17 protein-coding genes and 2 tRNA genes are annotated in these 19,678 nt (G+C 68.4%); 7 read left to right on the top strand and 12 right to left on the bottom strand.

Translation table 11 applies throughout. The features are described from left to right. Positions 1 to 286 precede the first annotated feature (286 nt). Genes thrB through argS form a run of 5 tightly spaced genes read right to left on the bottom strand, consistent with a single transcriptional unit; the run spans position 287 to position 6,920 of the window. Positions 287 to 1,264, bottom strand: a complete 978-nt coding sequence (gene thrB, locus NFL01S_RS20170) for a homoserine kinase (protein WP_062977490.1) — start codon at positions 1,262 to 1,264, stop codon at positions 287 to 289. A 2-nt stretch (positions 1,265 to 1,266) separates the two neighbouring features. Then, positions 1,267 to 2,328 carry a threonine synthase gene (thrC, locus tag NFL01S_RS20165; RefSeq protein ID WP_062977608.1) on the bottom strand — a complete coding sequence of 354 codons (1,062 nt, stop codon included), beginning with the start codon at positions 2,326 to 2,328 and terminating at the stop codon, positions 1,267 to 1,269. Between the two features lie 59 nt (positions 2,329 to 2,387). Then, complete coding sequence (locus NFL01S_RS20160) at positions 2,388 to 3,764, bottom strand: homoserine dehydrogenase (RefSeq protein ID WP_062977606.1); 1,377 nt, start codon at positions 3,762 to 3,764, stop codon at positions 2,388 to 2,390. A 23-nt stretch (positions 3,765 to 3,787) separates the two neighbouring features. Continuing rightward, entirely contained in the window at positions 3,788 to 5,203 is a 1,416-nt protein-coding gene (gene lysA / locus NFL01S_RS20155) for a diaminopimelate decarboxylase (RefSeq protein WP_062977488.1), read from the bottom strand. A gap of 58 nt (positions 5,204 to 5,261) precedes the next feature. Then, a complete protein-coding gene (argS, locus tag NFL01S_RS20150) occupies positions 5,262 to 6,920 on the bottom strand; it encodes an arginine--tRNA ligase (protein WP_062977486.1) in 1,659 nt (552 codons plus the stop codon). A 92-nt stretch (positions 6,921 to 7,012) separates the two neighbouring features. Between argS and NFL01S_RS20145 the strand changes: the two genes are divergently transcribed. From NFL01S_RS20145 to NFL01S_RS20135, 3 genes are all read left to right on the top strand, one after another. Next, positions 7,013 to 7,984 carry a thioredoxin-like domain-containing protein gene (locus NFL01S_RS20145; RefSeq protein WP_062977485.1) on the top strand — a complete coding sequence of 324 codons (972 nt, stop codon included), beginning with the start codon at positions 7,013 to 7,015 and terminating at the stop codon, positions 7,982 to 7,984. Next, positions 7,984 to 8,691: a DUF305 domain-containing protein gene (locus NFL01S_RS20140; RefSeq protein ID WP_062977483.1), complete on the top strand. Its 708-nt coding sequence runs from the start codon at positions 7,984 to 7,986 to the stop codon at positions 8,689 to 8,691. The genes NFL01S_RS20145 and NFL01S_RS20140 overlap by 1 nt, the downstream gene beginning before the upstream one ends. 93 nt (positions 8,692 to 8,784) lie before the next feature. Then, a tRNA-Arg gene (locus NFL01S_RS20135) sits at positions 8,785 to 8,857 on the top strand. A 300-nt stretch (positions 8,858 to 9,157) separates the two neighbouring features. Here NFL01S_RS20135 and NFL01S_RS20130 read toward each other — a convergent pair. From NFL01S_RS20130 to NFL01S_RS20115, 4 genes are read right to left on the bottom strand one after another with little or no spacing between them, the layout of a single operon-like run. Then, a complete protein-coding gene (locus tag NFL01S_RS20130; protein ID WP_062977481.1) occupies positions 9,158 to 9,967 on the bottom strand; it encodes an SDR family oxidoreductase in 810 nt (269 codons plus the stop codon). A gap of 7 nt (positions 9,968 to 9,974) precedes the next feature. Beyond that, a complete protein-coding gene (mhpA, locus tag NFL01S_RS20125; RefSeq protein WP_062977479.1) occupies positions 9,975 to 11,492 on the bottom strand; it encodes a bifunctional 3-(3-hydroxy-phenyl)propionate/3-hydroxycinnamic acid hydroxylase MhpA in 1,518 nt (505 codons plus the stop codon). Further along, a complete protein-coding gene (locus NFL01S_RS20120; protein WP_062977477.1) occupies positions 11,489 to 12,427 on the bottom strand; it encodes a fumarylacetoacetate hydrolase family protein in 939 nt (312 codons plus the stop codon). Before NFL01S_RS20120 ends, mhpA begins: the two co-directional genes overlap by 4 nt. Beyond that, complete coding sequence (locus NFL01S_RS20115) at positions 12,424 to 13,551, bottom strand: VOC family protein (protein WP_062977475.1); 1,128 nt, start codon at positions 13,549 to 13,551, stop codon at positions 12,424 to 12,426. The genes NFL01S_RS20120 and NFL01S_RS20115 overlap by 4 nt, the downstream gene beginning before the upstream one ends. A 132-nt stretch (positions 13,552 to 13,683) precedes the next feature. Between NFL01S_RS20115 and NFL01S_RS20110 the strand changes: the two genes are divergently transcribed. Continuing rightward, the gene (locus tag NFL01S_RS20110) at positions 13,684 to 14,355 is read left to right on the top strand and encodes a TetR/AcrR family transcriptional regulator (RefSeq protein WP_062977473.1); all 672 of its coding nucleotides are present in this window, start codon (positions 13,684 to 13,686) and stop codon (positions 14,353 to 14,355) included. Between the two features lie 296 nt (positions 14,356 to 14,651). Here the strand turns inward: NFL01S_RS20110 and NFL01S_RS20105 are convergent, their stop codons facing one another. Further along, positions 14,652 to 15,113 carry a nitroreductase family deazaflavin-dependent oxidoreductase gene (locus tag NFL01S_RS20105; RefSeq protein ID WP_062977604.1) on the bottom strand — a complete coding sequence of 154 codons (462 nt, stop codon included), beginning with the start codon at positions 15,111 to 15,113 and terminating at the stop codon, positions 14,652 to 14,654. A 211-nt stretch (positions 15,114 to 15,324) separates the two neighbouring features. Between NFL01S_RS20105 and NFL01S_RS20100 the strand changes: the two genes are divergently transcribed. Further along, positions 15,325 to 16,734: a metallophosphoesterase gene (locus NFL01S_RS20100; RefSeq protein ID WP_062977471.1), complete on the top strand. Its 1,410-nt coding sequence runs from the start codon at positions 15,325 to 15,327 to the stop codon at positions 16,732 to 16,734. Between the two features lie 54 nt (positions 16,735 to 16,788). On the opposite strand, the gene NFL01S_RS20095 is transcribed toward NFL01S_RS20100, so the two are convergent. Next, positions 16,789 to 16,860 (bottom strand) — tRNA-Cys (locus tag NFL01S_RS20095). 222 nt (positions 16,861 to 17,082) lie between these two features. Here NFL01S_RS20095 and NFL01S_RS20090 point away from each other — a divergent pair. Then, a complete protein-coding gene (locus tag NFL01S_RS20090) occupies positions 17,083 to 17,625 on the top strand; it encodes a MarR family winged helix-turn-helix transcriptional regulator (RefSeq protein ID WP_062977602.1) in 543 nt (180 codons plus the stop codon). A gap of 164 nt (positions 17,626 to 17,789) precedes the next feature. Continuing rightward, a complete protein-coding gene (locus tag NFL01S_RS20085) occupies positions 17,790 to 18,830 on the top strand; it encodes an Hsp70 family protein (protein ID WP_062977469.1) in 1,041 nt (346 codons plus the stop codon). 30 nt (positions 18,831 to 18,860) lie between these two features. Here the strand turns inward: NFL01S_RS20085 and NFL01S_RS20080 are convergent, their stop codons facing one another. Continuing rightward, positions 18,861 to 19,637, bottom strand: coding sequence for an enoyl-CoA hydratase (locus NFL01S_RS20080; RefSeq protein ID WP_062977467.1), 777 nt, complete (start codon positions 19,635 to 19,637; stop codon positions 18,861 to 18,863). Positions 19,638 to 19,678: the final 41 nt, after the last annotated feature.

Here is a 19,678-nt window from a genome sequence, read left to right as displayed (position 1 = left end):
CGTGTGCTGTGTCGAGGGTTTCGTTCCGTAGCCCGATCTCGCTGCCGGACTCGGATTTGTAGCCGTATCGCCTGCCCCTCCGGGACCGGGTGCTTCGCCACCGAGGAAATGGTGGAAGAGATCATTCCAGTTCAGAGGCTGCGCGGCACCCCCATGGCATGGAGGCTCGAGCCTGGAGCCTGCTGGAGCGATTGCCCTGATGAAGCACCGGCGTCTGATGCGCGCGATGTACGGACTTGCCCAGGATAGCGGGCAACTACGAACCTCGGCAAGGCGGACGCGCCCGTCAGGCGATCCGGACGCCTTCCGCGAGGCCCGGCTCGAGTACCCGCAGCCCGTCCGACGCGGCACGCGCACGCAGTTCGTCGGGGAAAGCGCTGGTCCCGAGTGCGAGCACCGTGGGGCCGGCGCCCGAAACGGTAGCCGCGATTCCGGCGGACCGCAACCGGTCGATCCAGGCGGTTGTCAGCGGCAGGGCGGGTGCGCGCTGGGTTTGGTGCAACCGATCCGCGGTGGCCGGGAGCAGCAGATCGGGGCGCTGGGTCAGCGCGACCACCGCCAGCGCGACCCGGCTCACGTTGAACGCGGCGTCGCGATGCGGGATCAGCTCGGGCAGCAGGCCCCGGGTCTGGGCGGTGGAAGAGCGCTCGTCGGGGACCAGAACCACCGGTCGCAGACCGGCGTGCCCGTCGAGCCGGACGGCGCGGTAGATCCGCTGCGGCGCAGCGATATCACCGATGGCCTCGGGCCCCGGGCCGGTCTCGGTCCAGGAGACGACGATACCGCCGAGCACACTGGCCGCCGCGTTATCCGGATGTCCCTCGAATTCGGCCGCCAGCTGCACCATCCGGTCGGTGCCGACGGCCAGGGCGGGGTCGAATTCGGCGGCCAGCGCACAGCCCGCGGCGATACCGCCGACCACGGCCGCCGCCGAGGATCCCAGCCCACGGGAGTGCGGAATCGCGTTCCGGCACAGCACCTCCAGGCCGTCGGCCCAGACCCCGGCCGATTCCAGTCCGCGTTCGATGGCCCGGACCACCAGATGCTGTGGCCCCCAGGGCACCTCGTCGGCGCCCTCGCCCTCGACCCGGATATCCAGTCCGGATTCTGTGCTGCGCACCTCGATCTCGTCGTAGATACCCAGCGCCATCCCCAGCGAATCGAAACCGGGTCCGAGGTTCGCGCTGGATGCGGGGACCCGGACCGTGACGGTGAGCCCGGCCGGCAAGGTGGGAGCGGTGAGCCGGCTCTCGCGCGTATCCAAGATCAGGCCAGTTCGAGTCGGGCGGCGACGGCCACCGGGTCGACCGCGATGGCCTGGACCTCGGGCATACCGAGCAGAGCGGTATCGGGATCCTTGAGACCGTTACCGGTGACCGTGCAGACCACCTTCAGCCCGGGTTCGAGCCAGCCGTCTGCGCGGGCGGCCAGTACTCCGGCGACACTTGCCGCGGAGGCCGGCTCGACGAATACGCCTTCCTTCGCCGCGACCAGCCGGTATGCCTCCAGGATCTCGGCGTCGGTGGCCGCCCGGAACGCACCGCCGGACTCCTCCTTGGCCGCGACCGCACCGTTCCACGAGGCGGGCGCGCCGATCCGGATGGCGGTCGCGATGGTCTCCGGTTCCTTCACCGGGGCACCGTTGACCAGCGGGGCCGCCCCGGCGGCCTGAACGCCGAGCATGCGCGGCAGCGACCCCGTCACGCCATCGGCGTGGTATTCGCGATAGCCACGCCAGTAGGCAGTGATATTGCCGGCGTTGCCCACCGGCAGCGCGTGCACATCGGGCGCGGTGCCGAGCACATCGCAGATCTCGAAGGAGGCGGTTTTCTGGCCTTCGATCCGCGCCGGGTTCACCGAGTTGACCAGGCCGATCGCCGGGAAATCGGAGGTAACCTTACGGGCCAGCTCCAAGCAGTCGTCGAAATTGCCCTCGACCTGGATCACCTTGGCACCGAGCATCACGGCCTGGGCCAGTTTGCCCATGGCGATCTTGCCCTGCGGGATGAGTACCGCGCAGGTCATGCCGGCGCGGGTCGCATAGGCGGCGGCCGACGCCGAGGTGTTACCGGTGGAAGCGCACAGCACCGCCTGCTGACCCCGGTATTTGGCATCGGTCATCGCCATGGTCATGCCCCGGTCCTTGAACGAACCGGTCGGGTTGGCGCCCTCGACCTTGAGATATACCTCGCACCCGGTGAGTTCGGACAGGTACGGAGCCGGCACCAGCGGGGTGCCGCCCTCGAACAGGGTGACCGGTTCCCAGTCGGCCGCACCCGCGAGCCGGTCCCGGTAGGCGGCGATCAGCCCGGGCCAGCGGGAGTGCACGCCGGATTGCGGGGCCACGCCGGAAGGCCCGCCCACCGCCCCGCTGCGCGATGCTGTTGTCATTCTTCGGTGCCTTCCAATCTCAAAACGCTGGTGACAGATGTGACGGATTCCATATCCGCGAGGGCGGCCACGGTTTCGGCCAGCGCCGACTCCGTCGCCAGGTGGGTGACAACGACGAGCCGTGCCCGGTCATCGTGCCCTTCCTGCCGGACAGTGGAGATACTGACCCCGTGCTCGGCGAATTTACCCGCCACCCGGGCCAGCACACCGGGACGGTCTTCGACCTTCAGATTCACGTGGTAGCGGGTGGGGGTATCGCCGATCGGCGCGATCGGCAGCGCCGCGTAGACCGATTCACCGGGAGCGCGGCCGCCGAAGAACTTGTTGCGCGCGGCCATCACCAGATCGCCCAGCACCGCCGAGGCGGTGGGTGCACCGCCGGCGCCCTGGCCGTAGAACATCAGCCGGCCGGCGTTCTCGGCCTCGACGACCACCGCGTTGAACGCCCCGCTGACCGTGGCCAACGGGTGTTTGCGCGGGATCAGCGCCGGATAGACCCGCACCGAAACTCGTTCCTTTCCGCCCTCGTCCGGACTCGGCTCCCCCGGGCCGGCCGGCACCCGCTCGCAGATCGCGAGCAGTTTCACGGCGCAGTTCACCGCGGAGGCGGTTTCCAGGTCCTCGGAGGTGATCGTCGAGATGCCCTGCCGGAACACATCGGCGGCCGTGACCCGGGTGTGGAAGGCGAGTGAAGCGAGGATGGCGGCCTTGGCGGCGGCGTCGTAACCCTCGACATCGGCGGTCGGATCGGCTTCGGCATAGCCGAGGCGGGTGGCTTCGGCGAGGGTCTCGCCGTAATCCGCGCCGGTTTCGTCCATCGCGGACAGAATGAAGTTGGTGGTGCCGTTGACGATGCCGACCACCCGGTTGACCCGGTCACCGGACAGCGACTGGATGAGCGGCCGCACCACCGGAATCGCCCCGGCGACCGCGGCCTCGAAGTAGAGGTCGGCGCGGCTGCGTTCGGCCGCGGCAGCCAGTTCCCCGGTGTAATCGGCCAGCAGCGCCTTGTTGGCGGTGACCACCGATTTACCGGCGTTGAGCGCGGCCAGAATGAGCGCACGCGCGGGGTCGATACCGCCGATGACCTCGACCACTACGTCCACATCGGACCGGGCGACCAGACCCTCGGCATCGGTGGTCAGCAGGTCGGCGGGCAGGCCGCGGTCCCGGTCGAGAGTGCGCACCGCGACCCCGCGCAGGGTCACGGGTGCGCCGACCCGCGCCTGCAGATCGTCGGCGTGCTCGCGCAGAATCCGCACGACCTCGCTGCCCACATTGCCCATACCCAGTACCGCGACCCCGATGGGCCGGTCCGGACCCCACTGTCCCGGTACGACTTCGTTCACCGCGGGCACGCTCGCCTCGGGCATATTCGCCTCTTTCGTCGCGTCCATCAGACCTCCAGACCGAGCAGATCGTCGATCGTTTCCCGGCGCAGGATCAGCCGCGCCGTACCGTCTGCGACGGCGACGACAGCGGGTCTGGTCAGCATGTTGTACCGGCTCGACATGGAATAGCAGTAGGCGCCCGTCCCGGCCACGGCAACGAGGTCGCCGGGCCCGGCGTCGGCCGGGAGCCAGGTGTCGCGGATGATGATATCGCCGCTCTCGCAATGCTTTCCGACAACACGGGCGACCACCGGCTCGGCCTGCGACCCCCGCGAGACGAGCTGGCAGTGGTAATCGGCCTGGTACAGCGCGGGCCGGATGTTATCGCTCATCCCGCCGTCGACGCTGACATAGCGGCGGCGCAGGCCACCGTCCAGGGAGACGTCCTTGATGGTGCCGATCTCGTACAGAGTCACCGTGCCCGGTCCGGCGATCGCGCGACCCGGTTCGACCGCGATCCGTGGGACGGGCAACCCGGCCAGTTCGGCTTCCCGCGCGACCAGGACCCGCAGTTTCTCGGCGAAGGCGTCGAGCGGTGGCGGAGTGTCCGAGGGCAGATAGGAGATCCCGAGCCCGCCGCCGAGGTCGAGCAGCGATATCTGCGCGGTGCGTTCGACACCGAACTTGTCGACGGCTTCACGAAGCAGCCCGAGCATCCGGTGGGCCGCGATTTCGAAACCGTCGATCTCGAAGATCTGCGAGCCGATATGGCTGTGCAGGCCGACCAGGCGCAGGTTGCCGGCTTCGAAAACCCGGGCCAAGGCCTCCATGGCGTCACCGCCGGAGATGGAGAAACCGAACTTCTGGTCCTCGTGAGCGGTGGAAATGTATTCGTGGGTGTGCGCCTCGACCCCGACAGTGACCCGGACCAGCACATCCTGCACCACCCCCGCCGCGCCGGCGACGGCTTCCAGCCGGTCGATCTCGAACAGCGAATCGACCACCACATGACCGACTCCCGCCGCGACGGCGGCCTCGAGTTCGGCGACGGATTTGTTGTTGCCGTGCACCGCAATACGTTCTGCGGGGAACCCGGCGTGCAGTGCGACCGCCAGTTCACCACCGGAGGCCACATCCAGCGACAAGCCCTCATCACGGACCCACCGCGCCACCTCGCCGCACAGAAAAGCCTTGGAAGCGTAGTGCACTCGCGAATCGGCCCCGAAGGCGCGCACCATATCGCGGCAGCGGGACCGGAAATCGTCCTCGTCCACCACGAACAGCGGGGTACCGAACTTCGCGGCGAGTTCGGTGACCGGTATACCGCCGAGGCGCACCACATCGTCGGCATCGCGGGTCGCGCCGCGCGGCCACACGTTCTCGGGCAGATCGATCATCTCCCGCGGATCCGCCGGGCGCTGCGGCAGATTCGGCGCGTGCGGGATATCGGCGTGCCGCGGTCCGGCCGGATGGACACTCATCGGTCTCCCTTCCTCACCCACTGCCGGAACAGTCGGTCGTTGCGATGGTGGGTGGTGGTCACATCCGCTCCGGTGCGGTGACGCCGAGCAGGGCAAGCCCGTTGGCGAGCACCTGGCGGGTGGCGTTGGCCAGGACCAGCCGGGCGGCGTTGACCGGGCTCACGGGTTCGTCGCCCATCGGCAGCACCCGCAGCGCCTTGTTGGACTGGAACGGATGGTAGGCGCCGGCCAATTCCTCCAGGTAGCGGGCAATGCGATGCGGTTCCCGCAGGGTGGCCGCGCTCGCCACCACCCGGGGGAACTCGCCGAGGGTCCGGATGAGAGCACCTTCGAGATCGGAGTCCAGCAGCGCGAAATCCGGTGCCACCTTGTCGTATTCGAACTCGGCGGCATTACGGGCGATCGACGCCGCGCGGGCGTGCGCGTACTGCACGTAGTAGACCGGGTTGACGCTTTCCTGTTTCGTCCACAGGTCCAGGTCGATATCGATACTCGAGTTCACCGAACTGCGCACCAGCGAGTAGCGGGCGGCGTCCACACCGATGGCCTCCACCAGATCGTCCAGAGTGACCACGGTGCCGGCGCGTTTACTCATCCGCACCGCGACACCGTCGCGCAGCAGGTTCACCATCTGCCCGATGAGCACCTCGACACTGTCGGGGTTGTCGCCGAACGCCGCGGCGGCGGCCTTCAGGCGCCCGATATAACCGTGATGGTCGGCGCCGAGCATATAGATGCACAGGTCGAAGCCACGCGACCGCTTGTCCTGCAGATACGCGATATCGCCGGCGATATAGGCGGCATGGCCGTCGCTCTTGATGACCACCCGGTCCTGATCGTCACCGTATTCGGAGCTCTTGATCCACCACGCGCCGTCCTTCGAGTACAGGTCCCCGGAATTCTTCAGTGTTTCCACCGCGCGTTCCACCGCGCCCGAAGCGAACAGCGAACTCTCGTTGAAATACACATCGAAATCGGTGCCGAATTCGTGCAGCGTTCTCTTGATGTGGGCGAACATGAGCTCCACGCCCTCGGCGCGGAACAGTTCGATACGGCGTTCGGGGTCGAGGTCGAGCACACCGGGATGCGCGGCAATGACCTGGTCGGCGATTTCGGCGATATAGGCACCGGCATACCCGCTCTCCGGCGTCGGCGCGCCGGTGGCGGCCGCGACCAGCGATTCGGCGAACCGGGTGATCTGCGCGCCGTGATCGTTGAAGTAGTACTCGCGGGTGACCTCGGCGCCCTGCGCGGCGAGAATACGACCCAAAGCGTCGCCAACGGCCGCCCAGCGCGTACCACCGAGATGCACGGGACCGGTCGGGTTCGCGGAGACGAACTCCAGATTGATCTTGGTACCGGCCAGGGCGTCCGCGGTGCCGTAATTCACACCGGCGGTCAGCACCTGTTGCAGGATCACGCCCTGCGCCGACGCCGCCAGCCGGATGTTCAGGAAGCCGGGACCCGCCACTTCCGCGCTCGCCACGCCGGACGTATCGCCGAGTGCTTCGGCCAGCCAGCCCGCCAGCTCGCGCGGATTCGTACCCGCCTTCTTGGCGACCCGCATCGCCACATTCGTGCTGTAGTCACCGTGTTCGGGATTACGCGGACGCTCCACATCGACCTTGTCGGGCAGGACCGCGGGGTCCAGCCCGCGTTCGGCGAGTACCTTCGCGGCCGTCGCGTGAAGGAGATCTGCAAGGTCGGCTGGAGTCACGAGTCTCTATCCTATGGTCCGAGTGGGTGCGCGCCGCGAGTGGGCACCGCAGCAATGCACTGTTCATCACGTGGGAAAGAGCTAGGACCGGTATGCCGAACAGGACCAGCGCCAAATCGGCGAAAGCCGTCAAGGCAGCGGGCAAAGTCGCTCCCGCCCGGGCGGGAGGCGGTAAAAAAGGGAACAAACCACCGCTCATGCAGCGTATCCCGTGGCTCACGGTGGGCGCTGTCGTGGTGCTCATCGCGCTCGTCGGGGCGCTGGCGGCGAGCCTGCTCCCGAAATATCAGGAGCAGGCCGCGCTGCGCGAACGGCAGGAGCACGTCCGGCAGCTGCGTGAATCGCTGGGCCAGCAGTTCGCGCCGACCGAACAGAACCAGGACCCCTCCACGCAGATCCAGGGCGTGGCGACACAGGAATACCCGGCGGGTCTGCATGTGGACGCCACCCAGCGCGTCGCCTACGACAAGACGCCGGCGTTCGGCGGCCCGCACGACGCGTCCTGGGCCGACTGCATGGGCACCGTCTACGACACTGCGATCCGTGAGGAGAACGCCGTCCACTCGCTGGAACACGGCGCGGTGTGGATCACCTACAACCCCGAGAAGGTCGACGAGGACGGGGTCGACACGCTGAAGGCCTGGGTGGACGGCGAGCAGTACATGCTCATGTCCCCGTACCCCGATCAGGAAGCGCCCATTTCGCTGCAGTCGTGGGGGCACCAGCTCACCGTGCCGGACGCCGAGGACGAACGGATCGGCCAGTTCGTCACGGCACTGCGCCTGAACAACTACGCCTACCCGGAGGTCGGCGCCAGCTGTTCCAACCCGACCTTCGGTACCGAGAACCCGCCCGCCTACGACCCGAGCGAGCCGGGGCCCGACGCGGTGCCGATGGACGGCGGCGGTATCCAGCCCGACCAGAGCGAGATGGGCGGCGCACCGGGCGGGCTGCCCGGTGGACTGCCCGGCGGTATTCCGGCCATCCCGGGGATGCCGGGCACACTGCCGCAACAGCAGCAGGCACCGGCCGGTGCACAGCCGGAGCTCGGGGCCGGGCAGTAATGCCGGACACCGAGACCGTCGCGGATGAAACGCAGCCGGCCCGCGGCTGGCGCGCACAGGCGCGCGCGCAACGCGTCCCGCTGCTGATCATCGGTGCGATCGCCCTGCTCGTGGCCGGGTTCGGCGCCGGTGTCCTGCTGGCGCCGGATACCACCGGCGACGCCAGTCCGGCCGGCCCGGCGGATATCGGGTTCGCGCAGGATATGTCGGCGCACCACGCGCAGGCCGTGGAGATGTCCGGTATCGCGCTGAACGGTTCCACCGACCCCGACGTCCGGCGGCTGGCTTTCGACATTCTCACCACCCAGCAGGGTCAGATCGGACGGATGCAGGGCTGGCTGCAGATGTGGGATGCACCGGCGAGCACCACCGGCGAACCTATGACGTGGATGCCGCAGGAAGAGCACGGCGGTCACGGTCACGACCACGGCGGTGCGGGGACGGCCGCGATGCCGGGCATGGCCACAACCGACGAACTCCGGCAGCTCCGCGCCGCCCGGGGCGCGCAGCTGGACACACTGTTCCTGCAACTGATGCTGCGGCACCACCAGGGCGGGGTTCCGATGCTCGAATACGGCGCCGAACACGCCGAGACCACGGAGATCAAGACACTCGCCGGTCAGATGCTGCCCGCCCAGGAGGGCGAATCCAGGTTGATGACCAAAATGCTCGCCGACCGCGGCGCCCGACCGCTACCGTTCGAGTGAGCCGCCACCACACGTTTTGGCCCTACCGCGGCTGATGCGTTACGCTGTGGTCCGCCCGATCAACCGGACTTCCGGACCTTCGGGTGGATCCCCGCCCTCGTAGCTCAGGGGATAGAGCGTCTGCCTCCGGAGCAGAAGGCCGCAGGTTCGATTCCTGCCGAGGGCACACGCAAAAGCTCCCGACCGCACAATTGCGATCGGGAGCTTTTCTCGTTCGCCACCTCAGACGCGGTTGTTTCCGGGCACATCGAACACGGGAAGGCATCCGGAGCAAATGTGAACGCACGCTCCGGACGACCGAGGCGAGCGGCACACCTGCCCGTCCGACACGTCACCGCTACCGATCACCCGCTCAGCGGCATGAGAGGGCACAACCACGTGACCAGCCATATCCTGTCGAGATTTCGCTACCTCACACTGGTGCCCGCTGGTCGCCGGCGATTGTGAGCGCGTATATCGCGGGACGTCAACGGCGCAGTCCATAGGCGCGTGCGGTCACGCGCTCCATCAGGCCGCGGGGCAGAGCGCGGCGTAGCGCGAAGGCGGCGGGTGCGTGACTGCCGACGGCGTACAGCGGGCGGGGGCGGCGCGCCGAGACCGCGGTGAGGATCGTGCGTGCGACCCGGTCCGGTGCGATCCCGTCGCCTTGTCTGCGGTCGAGTTCGGCCATGAACCGCTCGAATTCCGTCGTGTGCGGTGACCCGGCGGAGAGGTATTTCGTGCGTCGTTCGCGGAGTCCGGAATCGACTTGGCCGGGCTCGACTGTGGTGAGCCAGACGCCGAAGGGCGATTCCTCGAAGCGTGCCGCGGTGGCGAATCCGCGCAGCGCGGCCTTCGTGGCGACGTACGAGGAGCGGTAGGGCAGCGGGAAACTGGCCAGCATCGATCCAACCATCACCACCCGCCCGGTACCGCGTGCACGCATGTCCGGCAGTACCGCGCGGGTCAAGGCGATCGGGCCCAGCACGTTGAGCTGGAACAGCCGGGTCACGGCGTCGTCGGGGAGTTCGGCAAGCGGCCCCGCTTGGCTTTCTCCGGCGTTGTTGACCAGGACGTCGACAGTGTCCACCGCCGACGTGAACTGCTGGACGGAATCGTGATCGGTCAGGTCCAGTGGCCGGTAGTCGATGCCCGGTATGCGGTGCTCGTCCAGGATCGTGTCCGGGTTCCGGCTGGTCCCGATCACCCGGTAGCCGTGGGCCGACAGGGTCGCGGCGGTGGCCCGGCCTATCCCCGACGAGGCGCCGGTGACGACCGCGGTGCGTGTGGTCGGCATAGCTCTCCTACGTGTCACTGCTCGGCCGCCGGTGCGGTAAGGCGGCGCACAGGCTCGGCAGGTCTCGTCCGCTGCGCTGCACGGTGCCGTCGGGGCGGATGAGCACGGCGTGGGTCCGGCCGAGCCAGCGGTGCAGGTCGCTGCCGGGGAGGGCGTCGATCAGCACGGCGCCGCGGTTCTCGACGGTACGGATTTCCGGTGGTCGGGGTGGGGTGGCGGTGATGATCGCGTAGCGTCCGGCGACGGCGTCGTCGAGGCGGCGGCCGTTGTCGAGCAGCGGGTTCGGGATCAACCGCCCGGCCAGGTGGCGGGGAGATCGCCGCGGGGCGATGAGTTCGGAGCGTCGAAGGGGTGGTGTCTCGCCGCTGGTGATCGGGCGGGTGAGCCCGGGTGCGCGGTGCAGGTGCGGTGCCATCAGGCGCCGCAGTCTGTTGCCGAGGCGGCCGCCGTCGGTCATGGTTGCGCCGGTCAGTTTCGCGAGCCTGATCATGGTGCGCGCGTGGGGTTTACGCTCTGTTTCGTAGGTGTCCAGGGCGTTGCCGGACAGTTCGCCGCGCAAGACGCCTGCCAGTTTCCAGGTGAGGTTGGCCGCGTCGCGCAGTCCCGCGCCCAGGCCCTGGCCGATGAACGGCGGGGTGAGGTGCGCGGCGTCGCCGAGAATGAAGAGGGGGCCGCGCCGCCAGCGTTCGGCCAGCCGGGCGCGAAAGGTGTACTCAGCGACCCGCAGCAGCGTCAGCTCCTCCTGCGAAATCTTCCCGGTCCAGGGCTGCAGTAGCGGGCGCAGGCGGTGCGGATCGGCGAAGTCGGCGGCGGACTCGCCTGGCAGCAGCCGGAATTCCCAGCGGTAGCGAGTGGCGCCGATACGCATGTAGGTGGCGGCCCGCACGGGATCGCACACCTGGTGCACGCCGTCCCATTGCCCCAGCTCGGCGGTGGTGGCGATATCGAGCACGAGCCAGCGTTGTGAGTACCCGAGATCGCGCATAGGGGAGCCGAGCGCGGACCGGACGATACTGTTGGCGCCGTCGCAGCCCAGCACGTACCTTGCGCGTACCGAGTCGGCCGAGCCGTTCAGCCGGTCCACGAAATCGACGCGCACACAGTCGTTCTCGGGGACGATCGCGGATACTTCGGCGTTTCCGCGCAGGGTGGCCGAAGAATACCGGCCGAGGTTGTCGCGCAGCATCGTTTCGAGTTCCGGCTGGTCGAAGAGGTTGGCTTCGGGGTAGCCGTTGCGTCCGCCGGTGGGGTCGCGATCGAATTGGGCGAGTAGCCGCATATCCCGGTCCAGCAGGCGCAAGCCGAGGGCGGGCCGGCTGCGTGCGGCGAATTCGGCGTCGACGCCGAGCCGGGCCAGCACGCGGCGGACCTCGCCGTCGAGGTGGACCGCGCGCGGCCGTGGATAGACCCCGCCCCACCGTTCCAGTACTACGGACTCGACGCCGTACTGTGCCAGCAACGTGGCCGCCGTGAGCCCGGTCGGCCCCGCGCCCACGATCACGACAGGCAGGGTTCGTGCGGTCACCGCGCGTGCCTGACGACAGTGCGCTGGCGCCCCAGATCGATGCGGCCGTCGTCGGTACCGATCGTCGCCTCCACGACAGCGCCGTCGTGCAGGTACTTCGGGTTCCGGGCTTGGGCCCGGGAGAACACGCGCCATTTCGTGCGTTCGGGGAGCAGCGACCACAACAGCTGTACCGGTTTCGGCGGAGCGCTCAGGGCGGTGCCCCCAGGTGTGCCGGTGAGCAGCAGATCGCCGGCGTCCATGCGCTGGAATCGGGTCAGCGCATGCAGGGCCTGCTGCGGCGGGTAGATCATGTCGGCTACGGTCATATCCTGGCGCAGCGCGCCGTCGACCCACAACCGCAGCCGCAGTTCGGTGAAACGATCCAGCTCCTCGCGGTCGAGCAGGACCAGCGCGGGGCCTACGGGTGTGAAGGTTGGATACGACTTTCCTTCATAAAACTGTGTTTTCGGCAGTTGGACGTCGCGGGCGGAGATGTCGTCGGTGACGACCAGCCCGGCGATGTAATCGGCCAGAGTGTTGGTGGTGATCTCCGATCCCACCGGCATCGCGCGGCCGAATACCAGGCCGATCTCCACCTCGTAGTCCAGCAGCCGCACATGGCCGGGGCGGACGACGTCGTCGTAGGGTCCACTGAGCGAGCCGGACGATTTGCGGAAGAAGGTCAGCGGCACCGTCGCCGGGTCACCGCCCGAATCCCGTACGTGCGAGGCAAAATTCGTCATCTGCGCGACCACCCGGCACGGCGCGGTCACCGGTGAGACCAGCCTCAGGCTGTCGACGGCAACCAGGTCGGTGCTCGCGGCCGCGGCCGTGACGGCTCGCCGGTCGGCGAGCAGTTCGGCGGTGGTGGCCGCGGCGGTGGCTATGCGCGCCGCACCCCCGGGAGTCCACAGCCACCAGGCCTCGTCGGTGCGGAGTACGGACAGGGTCATGAGTTCGCTACTTTCATCAGGCCACGCAGGCGGTGGAGATCGAATTCGCTGTCCGAGCGCAGCGCTGTGGCGATCGCACGCAGCTCGCGCAACGCGTCACGGCCAGGTGCGACGCCGAGGAAGTCCCGGCTGACCGGTGGCCCCCACTGCGCCAGGCCGGACGCGGTCATCGGCGCCCAGCCCGGTGCCAGGGTGTTGTCGAACATATCGCCGTCGCTGAAGTGCTCGACCAGGAATCCGTCGGGGTCGCGCCAGTAGTCGAAGATCTGACTGCCCTGGATATGTCTGCCGATACCCCACGAGCGCCGGTACCCGTGGTCGCGCAGATACTCGCCACCGGCAGCCAGCGCGTCGAGATCGGTCACCTGATAGGCCGAATGCAGGTACCGGTTCGACGGGCCCAGGGTCAACGCCAGCGTGTGATGATCCGACGGTTCCGAGCCGCGGTCACAGCGCAGGAAACCCAATACCGGGCCGCGGTCGCGCTGCCCCGGGTAATACAGGAAATCGCTGACGATCAAGCCCAGGTGCCGCAGATACCAGTCCAGCGTCCGGCGGTAGCGGGTGGTCTGCACGACCACGTGCCCGAGCCGTTGCACTCGCGCCGGCTCCCGGATCGGTCGCTGCGTGCGATTGATTCGCTGCACCGCGTGGCCGAAGTTGAAGGTTCGGTCCGGCTGTCCGGTCAAGGCGGTCGACAGGGCCGTCTCCGCCACCACGTCCACCCGCAGCCCGCTGGGGTCGGTCAACCCGACCCGCCGGCCGCCGAGCCGGTCGGGCAACGGCTCGACCCGGCTTCCCACTGCCTCGGCCAGGCGCAGCAGGTCGGCCGCGCCGTCCGCCCGGAAGGCCGGGCCGACGAATCGCGACCGGCGCCCACGCCGGATGAGTACACAGGGCGGCCCCGCGTCGACCCCGCGCAGCCACAGTTCCTCGGCGGTACGGGCCGCGGTGCTGAAACCGAAGGCGTGCGCGAAGGTTTCGGCGCGTTCGAGATCCGGCTTCTCGAACCGCAGCCAGGCCAGGTCGAGCACCTTCACGATCGGGTTGCGCGCCCGGCCCGGATGCTCGCCCGGTCGCGCGCCCGCATCGCTGTGCAAACCGGCGTGGGAATGGTCGGTCATGGCGCAGCCCCTCCACTTGACTGACGATATCGTCACTCGAGACGATATACTCAGTCAAGGTCGGGTGAAGATTTCGTCAGAATTGACAGAGGACGTTAGGGTGGGTCGGACTTCCGGAGAGGTGATAACGACATGGCCGACAGCACCTCCACCACACCACGGTCGAGCCGCCTGGAACGGCGTAAAGCGCAGACCCGCGCCGCGCTGGTCGGTGCGGCGCAATCATTCCTCGCGGCCGGGCGTACGAACGCGCCGATCCTGGAGATCACGCAAGCCGCCGACGTCGGCATGGGCTCGTTCTACAACCACTTCCGCAGCCGCGATGAACTGTTCCAGGTCGCCCTCGAAGACGCACTCGACCTCCACGGCACGGTCCTCGACCGCCTGACCGCAGACCTCGAAGACCCCGCCGAAGTCTTCGCACGCAGCTTCCGCATCACCGGCCGCCTGCACCGACGCCTCCCCGAATTGTCCAAGGTCCTGCTGTACAACGGGCTGGAACTCGCGAACTCGGCGAAAGGACTGGCGCCACGTGCGCTACGCGATATCGAGGCCGGCGCCCGTAGCGGCAGATTCGGCGCGGTCCGCGACCCGCAACTGGCTCTGACGACTGCGGCGGGCGCGACCCTGTGCCTGGGCCGGCTGCTACACGACCAGCTCGACCGTGATGACGCCGACGCCAGCGACCGCGTCGCCGAGGACCTGTTGCGAATGTTCGGCGTACCCGCCGACGAAGCCGCAGCCATCTGCCGCCGCCCACTGCCCGATCTCGACACAGCGCTACCCGATCGCAGCATCGATTGATGTTCACGGCTGTGGCCCTCGGGATGAAGCCGCGGCCCGAGGCCGCACCGACGGTGTCGAGCCACACCTCGTCGCGGACCGCCGGCCTCGATGGACAAGCGGCCAGAAGCAGACTTCGAAACCATCCGCGCCGACTGAGCCGAGGCAGAGGCACTCACACCCGCCGATGACACGAAGAGGACACGAATTCGCCCGAACTCTTCGCCGCGGCTTTCAGCGCATCCTCCAGAGAGCGGGCGTAGATCCGGGTGCGGGCACCGGCTCCGCCTCCGGCATTGCCGGGCAGCAGACCCGGCTCACCGCCGAGCCAACCGGACCACCGGGTATTCCCGAGTCGATTTCTGCTGGTACTTCGCATAACGCGGCTGCTGCCCGGTGATTCGCTGCCAGGCCTGGGCACGGTCGTCGCCGGCGAGATGGTGGGGCGTCACCGGCACGGCCGGGCTGCCGTGCACTTCGACGGCCGCCTGCTCGGGATGAGCCATCAGGTTCACATACCAATCGGGATCCCGCTTGCCGCCACCCGAGGCGACCACCAGCCATCCGTCGTCATCGGGGAACCAGGTGATCGGCGTTTCCCGTGGTTCCCCACTGCGGCGGCCGACCGTGTGCAGGATCAGCAGATCCATCCCCAGGTACTTACCGCCCTTCCGGCGGATCTTGCCGGTGGTCCGCGCGTTCATCTTTCGCTGGAACCACAATGAGAGCGCGCTGGTCGAGCCTTTCTTGTGTCCGCCCTGCTTCTGCTCTTGCGACATACACCTGCCTCCCTCTCGGTCCCATTTGTCCGGCACCACCGAGCCGCTGAGCCGGCCTGTGGTGAACGACGCTAGTCGCGCCGCGATGACCAGCGCTTCTCGATTCCTGACCGGTCTCGCGACCTGGCATGTGCCCGGCCGGTCCCCGGCATCGGCCGGATCTTTGCCATAGGGTTCCGGTGGTATCCATGTGTGGGGATCGGAGAGACCATTGACGAGCTGCTGCGGCCCGTCGCGTCGCACCGTACTCGGTGCCCTCGGCCTGGCGGCGCTGCTCCCCGCAGCCGGTCGGGCCATCGCTCAGCCGGCCCGGGTTCTCGCCACCGATCTCGAAGTCGTCACGGTGACCGAGACCGCCGCGGTGCTCACCTGGACCGGCCGGGCATCCGACGCGGCGGGCCGGCCGGTTCCGGTGCCCACCGACGGCGAAGTCTGGCTGGCTCCCGCCGACAGTCCGCGGCCACTCCGGCAGGTCTGGGGCTCGGAGGGCCCGGTCCCGTTCCACTACGCGCAGATCGACGGTCTCGAACCGGGGCGTACGTACCGGTTCGAAGCCCGCGGCGCCGGAGTACGAGCGATACCGGCCGTTTCGGCGGCCACGGGCCTACCGGGCAGTCCGGAAACCACCGGCACCTTCACCACCCTCGTCCCGCCGCCCGGCCGGCTGCTGCGAACCTTGGCCTTGGCCAACGATATCCACTACGGCGAGACCGTCAGCGGTTTGGTGGTGGGCGATCTACCGCCCGGCTTCCGCCAGGAGCCGGGCCTGCCGCCGTACCCGCAGGTCATGCTGGACGCCCTGCTCGACGATCTACGCCGCGCCGACCGTGGCGCCGCAACCCTGCTGCTGGCCGGCGATCTGAGCGCCGAGGCCGCACCGCAGGATCTCCGCGCGGTACGCGACCGGCTCGACCGCTGGGGCAGCGCGGGCACCGACTACCTCGCCGTGCGCGGAAACCACGACCGCCCGCATACGGGTGGTGAATACGCCGGCTGCCCGGCCGTTCCCGGTACCGCCGAGCATCATGATTGCTGGAGCGATCTCTTCGGGCCGCGGCAACAGCTGGTCGAACACGAACTGGGCGGCCTGCGGCTGCTCGGTCTCGACACCAGCGCACTCGATGGATCCGGCGGAGTACTCGATCCCCCGCAGCTCGACCGGATGAGCGAATTGCTGCGCAACGACCCAGACCGCCCCACAATCGTTTTCGGTCACCACCCGGTTACCGCGGAGGCGGGGCTGACCAATACCGGCGGCCCCGGTTTCATCCTGGACCGCGCGCACTCCCTGCGACTCCAGCAACTTTACGACAGAGCGCCCGGAGTCTTCCTCCAGCACAGCGGGCATACGCACCGCACCCGCCGCACCCGGCCCGATACCGCCTGCGCGGTCGAATTCCTGGAGGTCGCGGCGGTCAAGGAGTATCCCGGCGGTTATTGCCTGCTGCGGATCTATGAGGGTGGGTACGCGGTGAACTTCTACAAGACCCGCACCCCGGGCGCCCGCCGCTGGAGCACACTGACCCGCGGCGAATACTTCGGATTACTTCCCGACTACGCCCTGGGCACTTTTGCCGACCGCAATCACGTTGTGTTGCGTGATTTCTCGGGTCTGCGCTGACAACAGACCGGGACCGGAGCCGGGAACGAAACCCGGCTCCGGCCAGGCAAATCGAGCGAGCGGCGGGAATCGAACCCGCGTGAACGGCTTTGCAGACCGTCGCCTCGACCACTCAGCCACGCCCGCGTGACCAGGTGATCATCGCCGGTGCGCGGCGTCGCGAACCAGGGTTGGGATCACGCGGATCGCAATCGGGTCGCGCGGGGCCAGGATCGGCGATCGCGGAATCCGGGCCGGACAGCGCCGCGCCGGACGAAGCGTGCGGCCCCGTACCGCCACCCCAGGAGCCGTCGGCCCCGGGCCGCGCTGTGGGATCGGTTCCCGGAGCGCCGTGCGATGATCGAACACATGTCTCGTCCCCGGCCGCTCCCCCTGGACCCGATACAGGAGGCCCATCGTCAATGGGTCGGCCACGGCTGGGGCGCGGTCGCCGATGGGATGGCGGCCGTGACCTCGCTGGTCCGCGCCCAGCAGATCGTGATGGCCCGGGTGGACGAGGCGCTGCGGCCCACCGGGCTCACCTTCTCGCGCTACGAATTGCTGCAGTTGCTGAACTTCAGCGCCACCGGCGCGTTGCCGATGGCGGTGGCCAGCGCACGGTTGCAGGTCCACCCGACCAGCGTGACCAATTCGGTGGACCGGCTCGAGGCCGCCGGACTGGTGAACCGGGTACCGCACCCGAACGACCGGCGCGCGACCCTTATCGAGATCACCGATGCGGGGCGTTCGCTGGTCGCCGAGGCCACCGAATATCTCAACGAGCGGGTGTTCGCTCGCCCGGAACTCCCGCCGGACCGGTTACGGACGCTGCTGCAGTTGCTGGCGGAGTTCCGGCATACCGCGGGCGACTTCGACACCGGCGAAGAACCGGCCCGCTGGAACGAACCCTGAGCTCCCGCGGGGTGCGCACCGGCCCGGCAAACAATGAGCCGAAAACATACCGTTCGGCCTTGTACACCGGGCCGGTAGCAAACGAATAACGGCCACGCACCCGATCAGCAAATTTCTCGGTGATTCGGCTTGGCATCCCCGGCCGCACGGCGCACCATATGTTTATGGTGCTGGTGCTCGGGGTATCGGTGGGCTCCTCGGGAGCGCGCGCGGTACTCACGCATTCCGATCAACCGCACCTCCCGCCGATCGACCGCTGCCATATCCCCCGCCCGGCCGGCGCCCCACTGATCGACCCGGTGCTCATCGCGGTCCGGCGCATGCATACCGCGGCCCGCGAGCGCGACGAGTACATCACCGGCACCGCCGTGACCTGCCGGGATCACCGGCAGGTCGAACTGGTCGGTGAGGCCCTGGGGACCGGCCGGGTCACGCTGGTGGACGAGCCGCTTGCCCAGCTCAGGTACCTGCGGTTCACCGAACAACTACCGGTATCGGGTTCGGTGATGCTGTTCGACCTGGGATCCTCCGGGCTCACCCTGACCCAGGTGGACTGCCGCACCGATTCGGTCATCGCCGCCGCCCGGTGCCCTGGTCTCGGCGGCGACACCTATGACGAACTGCTGTGCGAATGGCTCGACCGGGCGGGAGTGTTCACCGACGAGGCCGCCGCCGGCCGATACCGGGAGGCACTGAGCAGCGCCCGGGTGGTCACCGCCGCCGACCCCGCCACCGCCGAACGCGCAGTGATCACCCGCAGCGATCTCACAGCTCTCTGCGCCGAACCCGTTGCGGAGGCCGCCGGCCTGATCCAGCGCGTGAGCGAACAATCCGAGACTCCGGCCGAGACCGTCGCCCTGCTCGGCGGCTGCGCCCGCAATCCGGGGCTACGCACCCGGCTGGCCGAACTCCTCGACCTCCCGCTGGTCTTCGACCGGGAACCGGAATACGTCTCGGCGCGCGGGGCGCTACTGTTCGCGGCCCAGCGGCCGGCCGCCGGAATCCGTACCGCGCATATCCGCGCGGGAGGTCAGGTGGTGCCGCTGAGCCCGCCGGTGACCGGCCGGCGCAAGGTGTATGCGGCGGCTGCCGTCACCATAGGCCTCGGCGCCACCGTGGCCGGGCTGCTCACCGCACAGAACGGTACGGCGCAGCCGGCCCGGGACACCTACGTGCCGACCGATATTCTCGACGCCGCGCCCTAGCCCTGACGGGCCCGGACCGCGAGGCCCCGCTCAGCGATTGGTGAATTCGGCGGTCCGCTTGTCCACGAACGCCGCCATACCTTCCTTCTGGTCCGCGGTGGCGAACAACGAGTGGAATACCCGCCGCTCGAATCGGAGCCCCTCGCTCAAGGTGGTCTCGAAGGACCGGTTCACGGCTTCCTTGGCGATCATGGCCACCGGCAGCGACATCGACGCGATGGTAGCGGCGACCTCGAGCGCGGTATCGAGCAGTTCCGCCGCGGGCACGATCCGCGACACCAGCCCGGCGCGCTCGGCTTCCTCGGCATCCATATTGCGGCCGGTGAGCACCAGGTCCATGGCCTTGGCCTTACCGATCGCGCGGGTGAGCCGCTGCGAACCACCGATACCCGGGATAACGCCGAGCTTGATCTCCGGCTGCCCGAACTTGGCGGTATCGGCGGCGATCAGCAGATCGCAGATCATGGCCAGTTCGCAGCCGCCCCCCAGGGCGTATCCGCCTACGGCGGCGATGGTCGGCTTACGGAACTGGGCCAGCCGCTCCCACCGCGCGAAGTAGTCGTCCATGAACATGTCCATATAGGACTTGGGCTGCATTTCCTTGATATCGGCACCGGCAGCGAAGGCGCGGTCGGAACCGGTGATCACCACCGCACCGATCTCGTCGTCGCGTTCGAGTTCGTCGAGGGCCGCGACCACATCGTCGAGGACCTGCGCATTCAATGCGTTCAGCGCCTTGGGCCGGTTCAGCGTGATGAGGCCGACCTTGTCCTTACGCTCCAGCAGAATCGTCTCGAAGTCGGTCACAGCACATCCTCTTCGTCGAAACGGTTACGAATATCGTCGAC

Source organism: Nocardia flavorosea NBRC 108225, assembly GCF_001613385.1.
In the GTDB taxonomy this organism is placed as follows: domain Bacteria; phylum Actinomycetota; class Actinomycetes; order Mycobacteriales; family Mycobacteriaceae; genus Nocardia; species Nocardia flavorosea.
The sequence above is the reverse complement of the archived record's forward strand: the minus strand, read 5'-3'. Positions and strand labels throughout refer to the sequence as shown.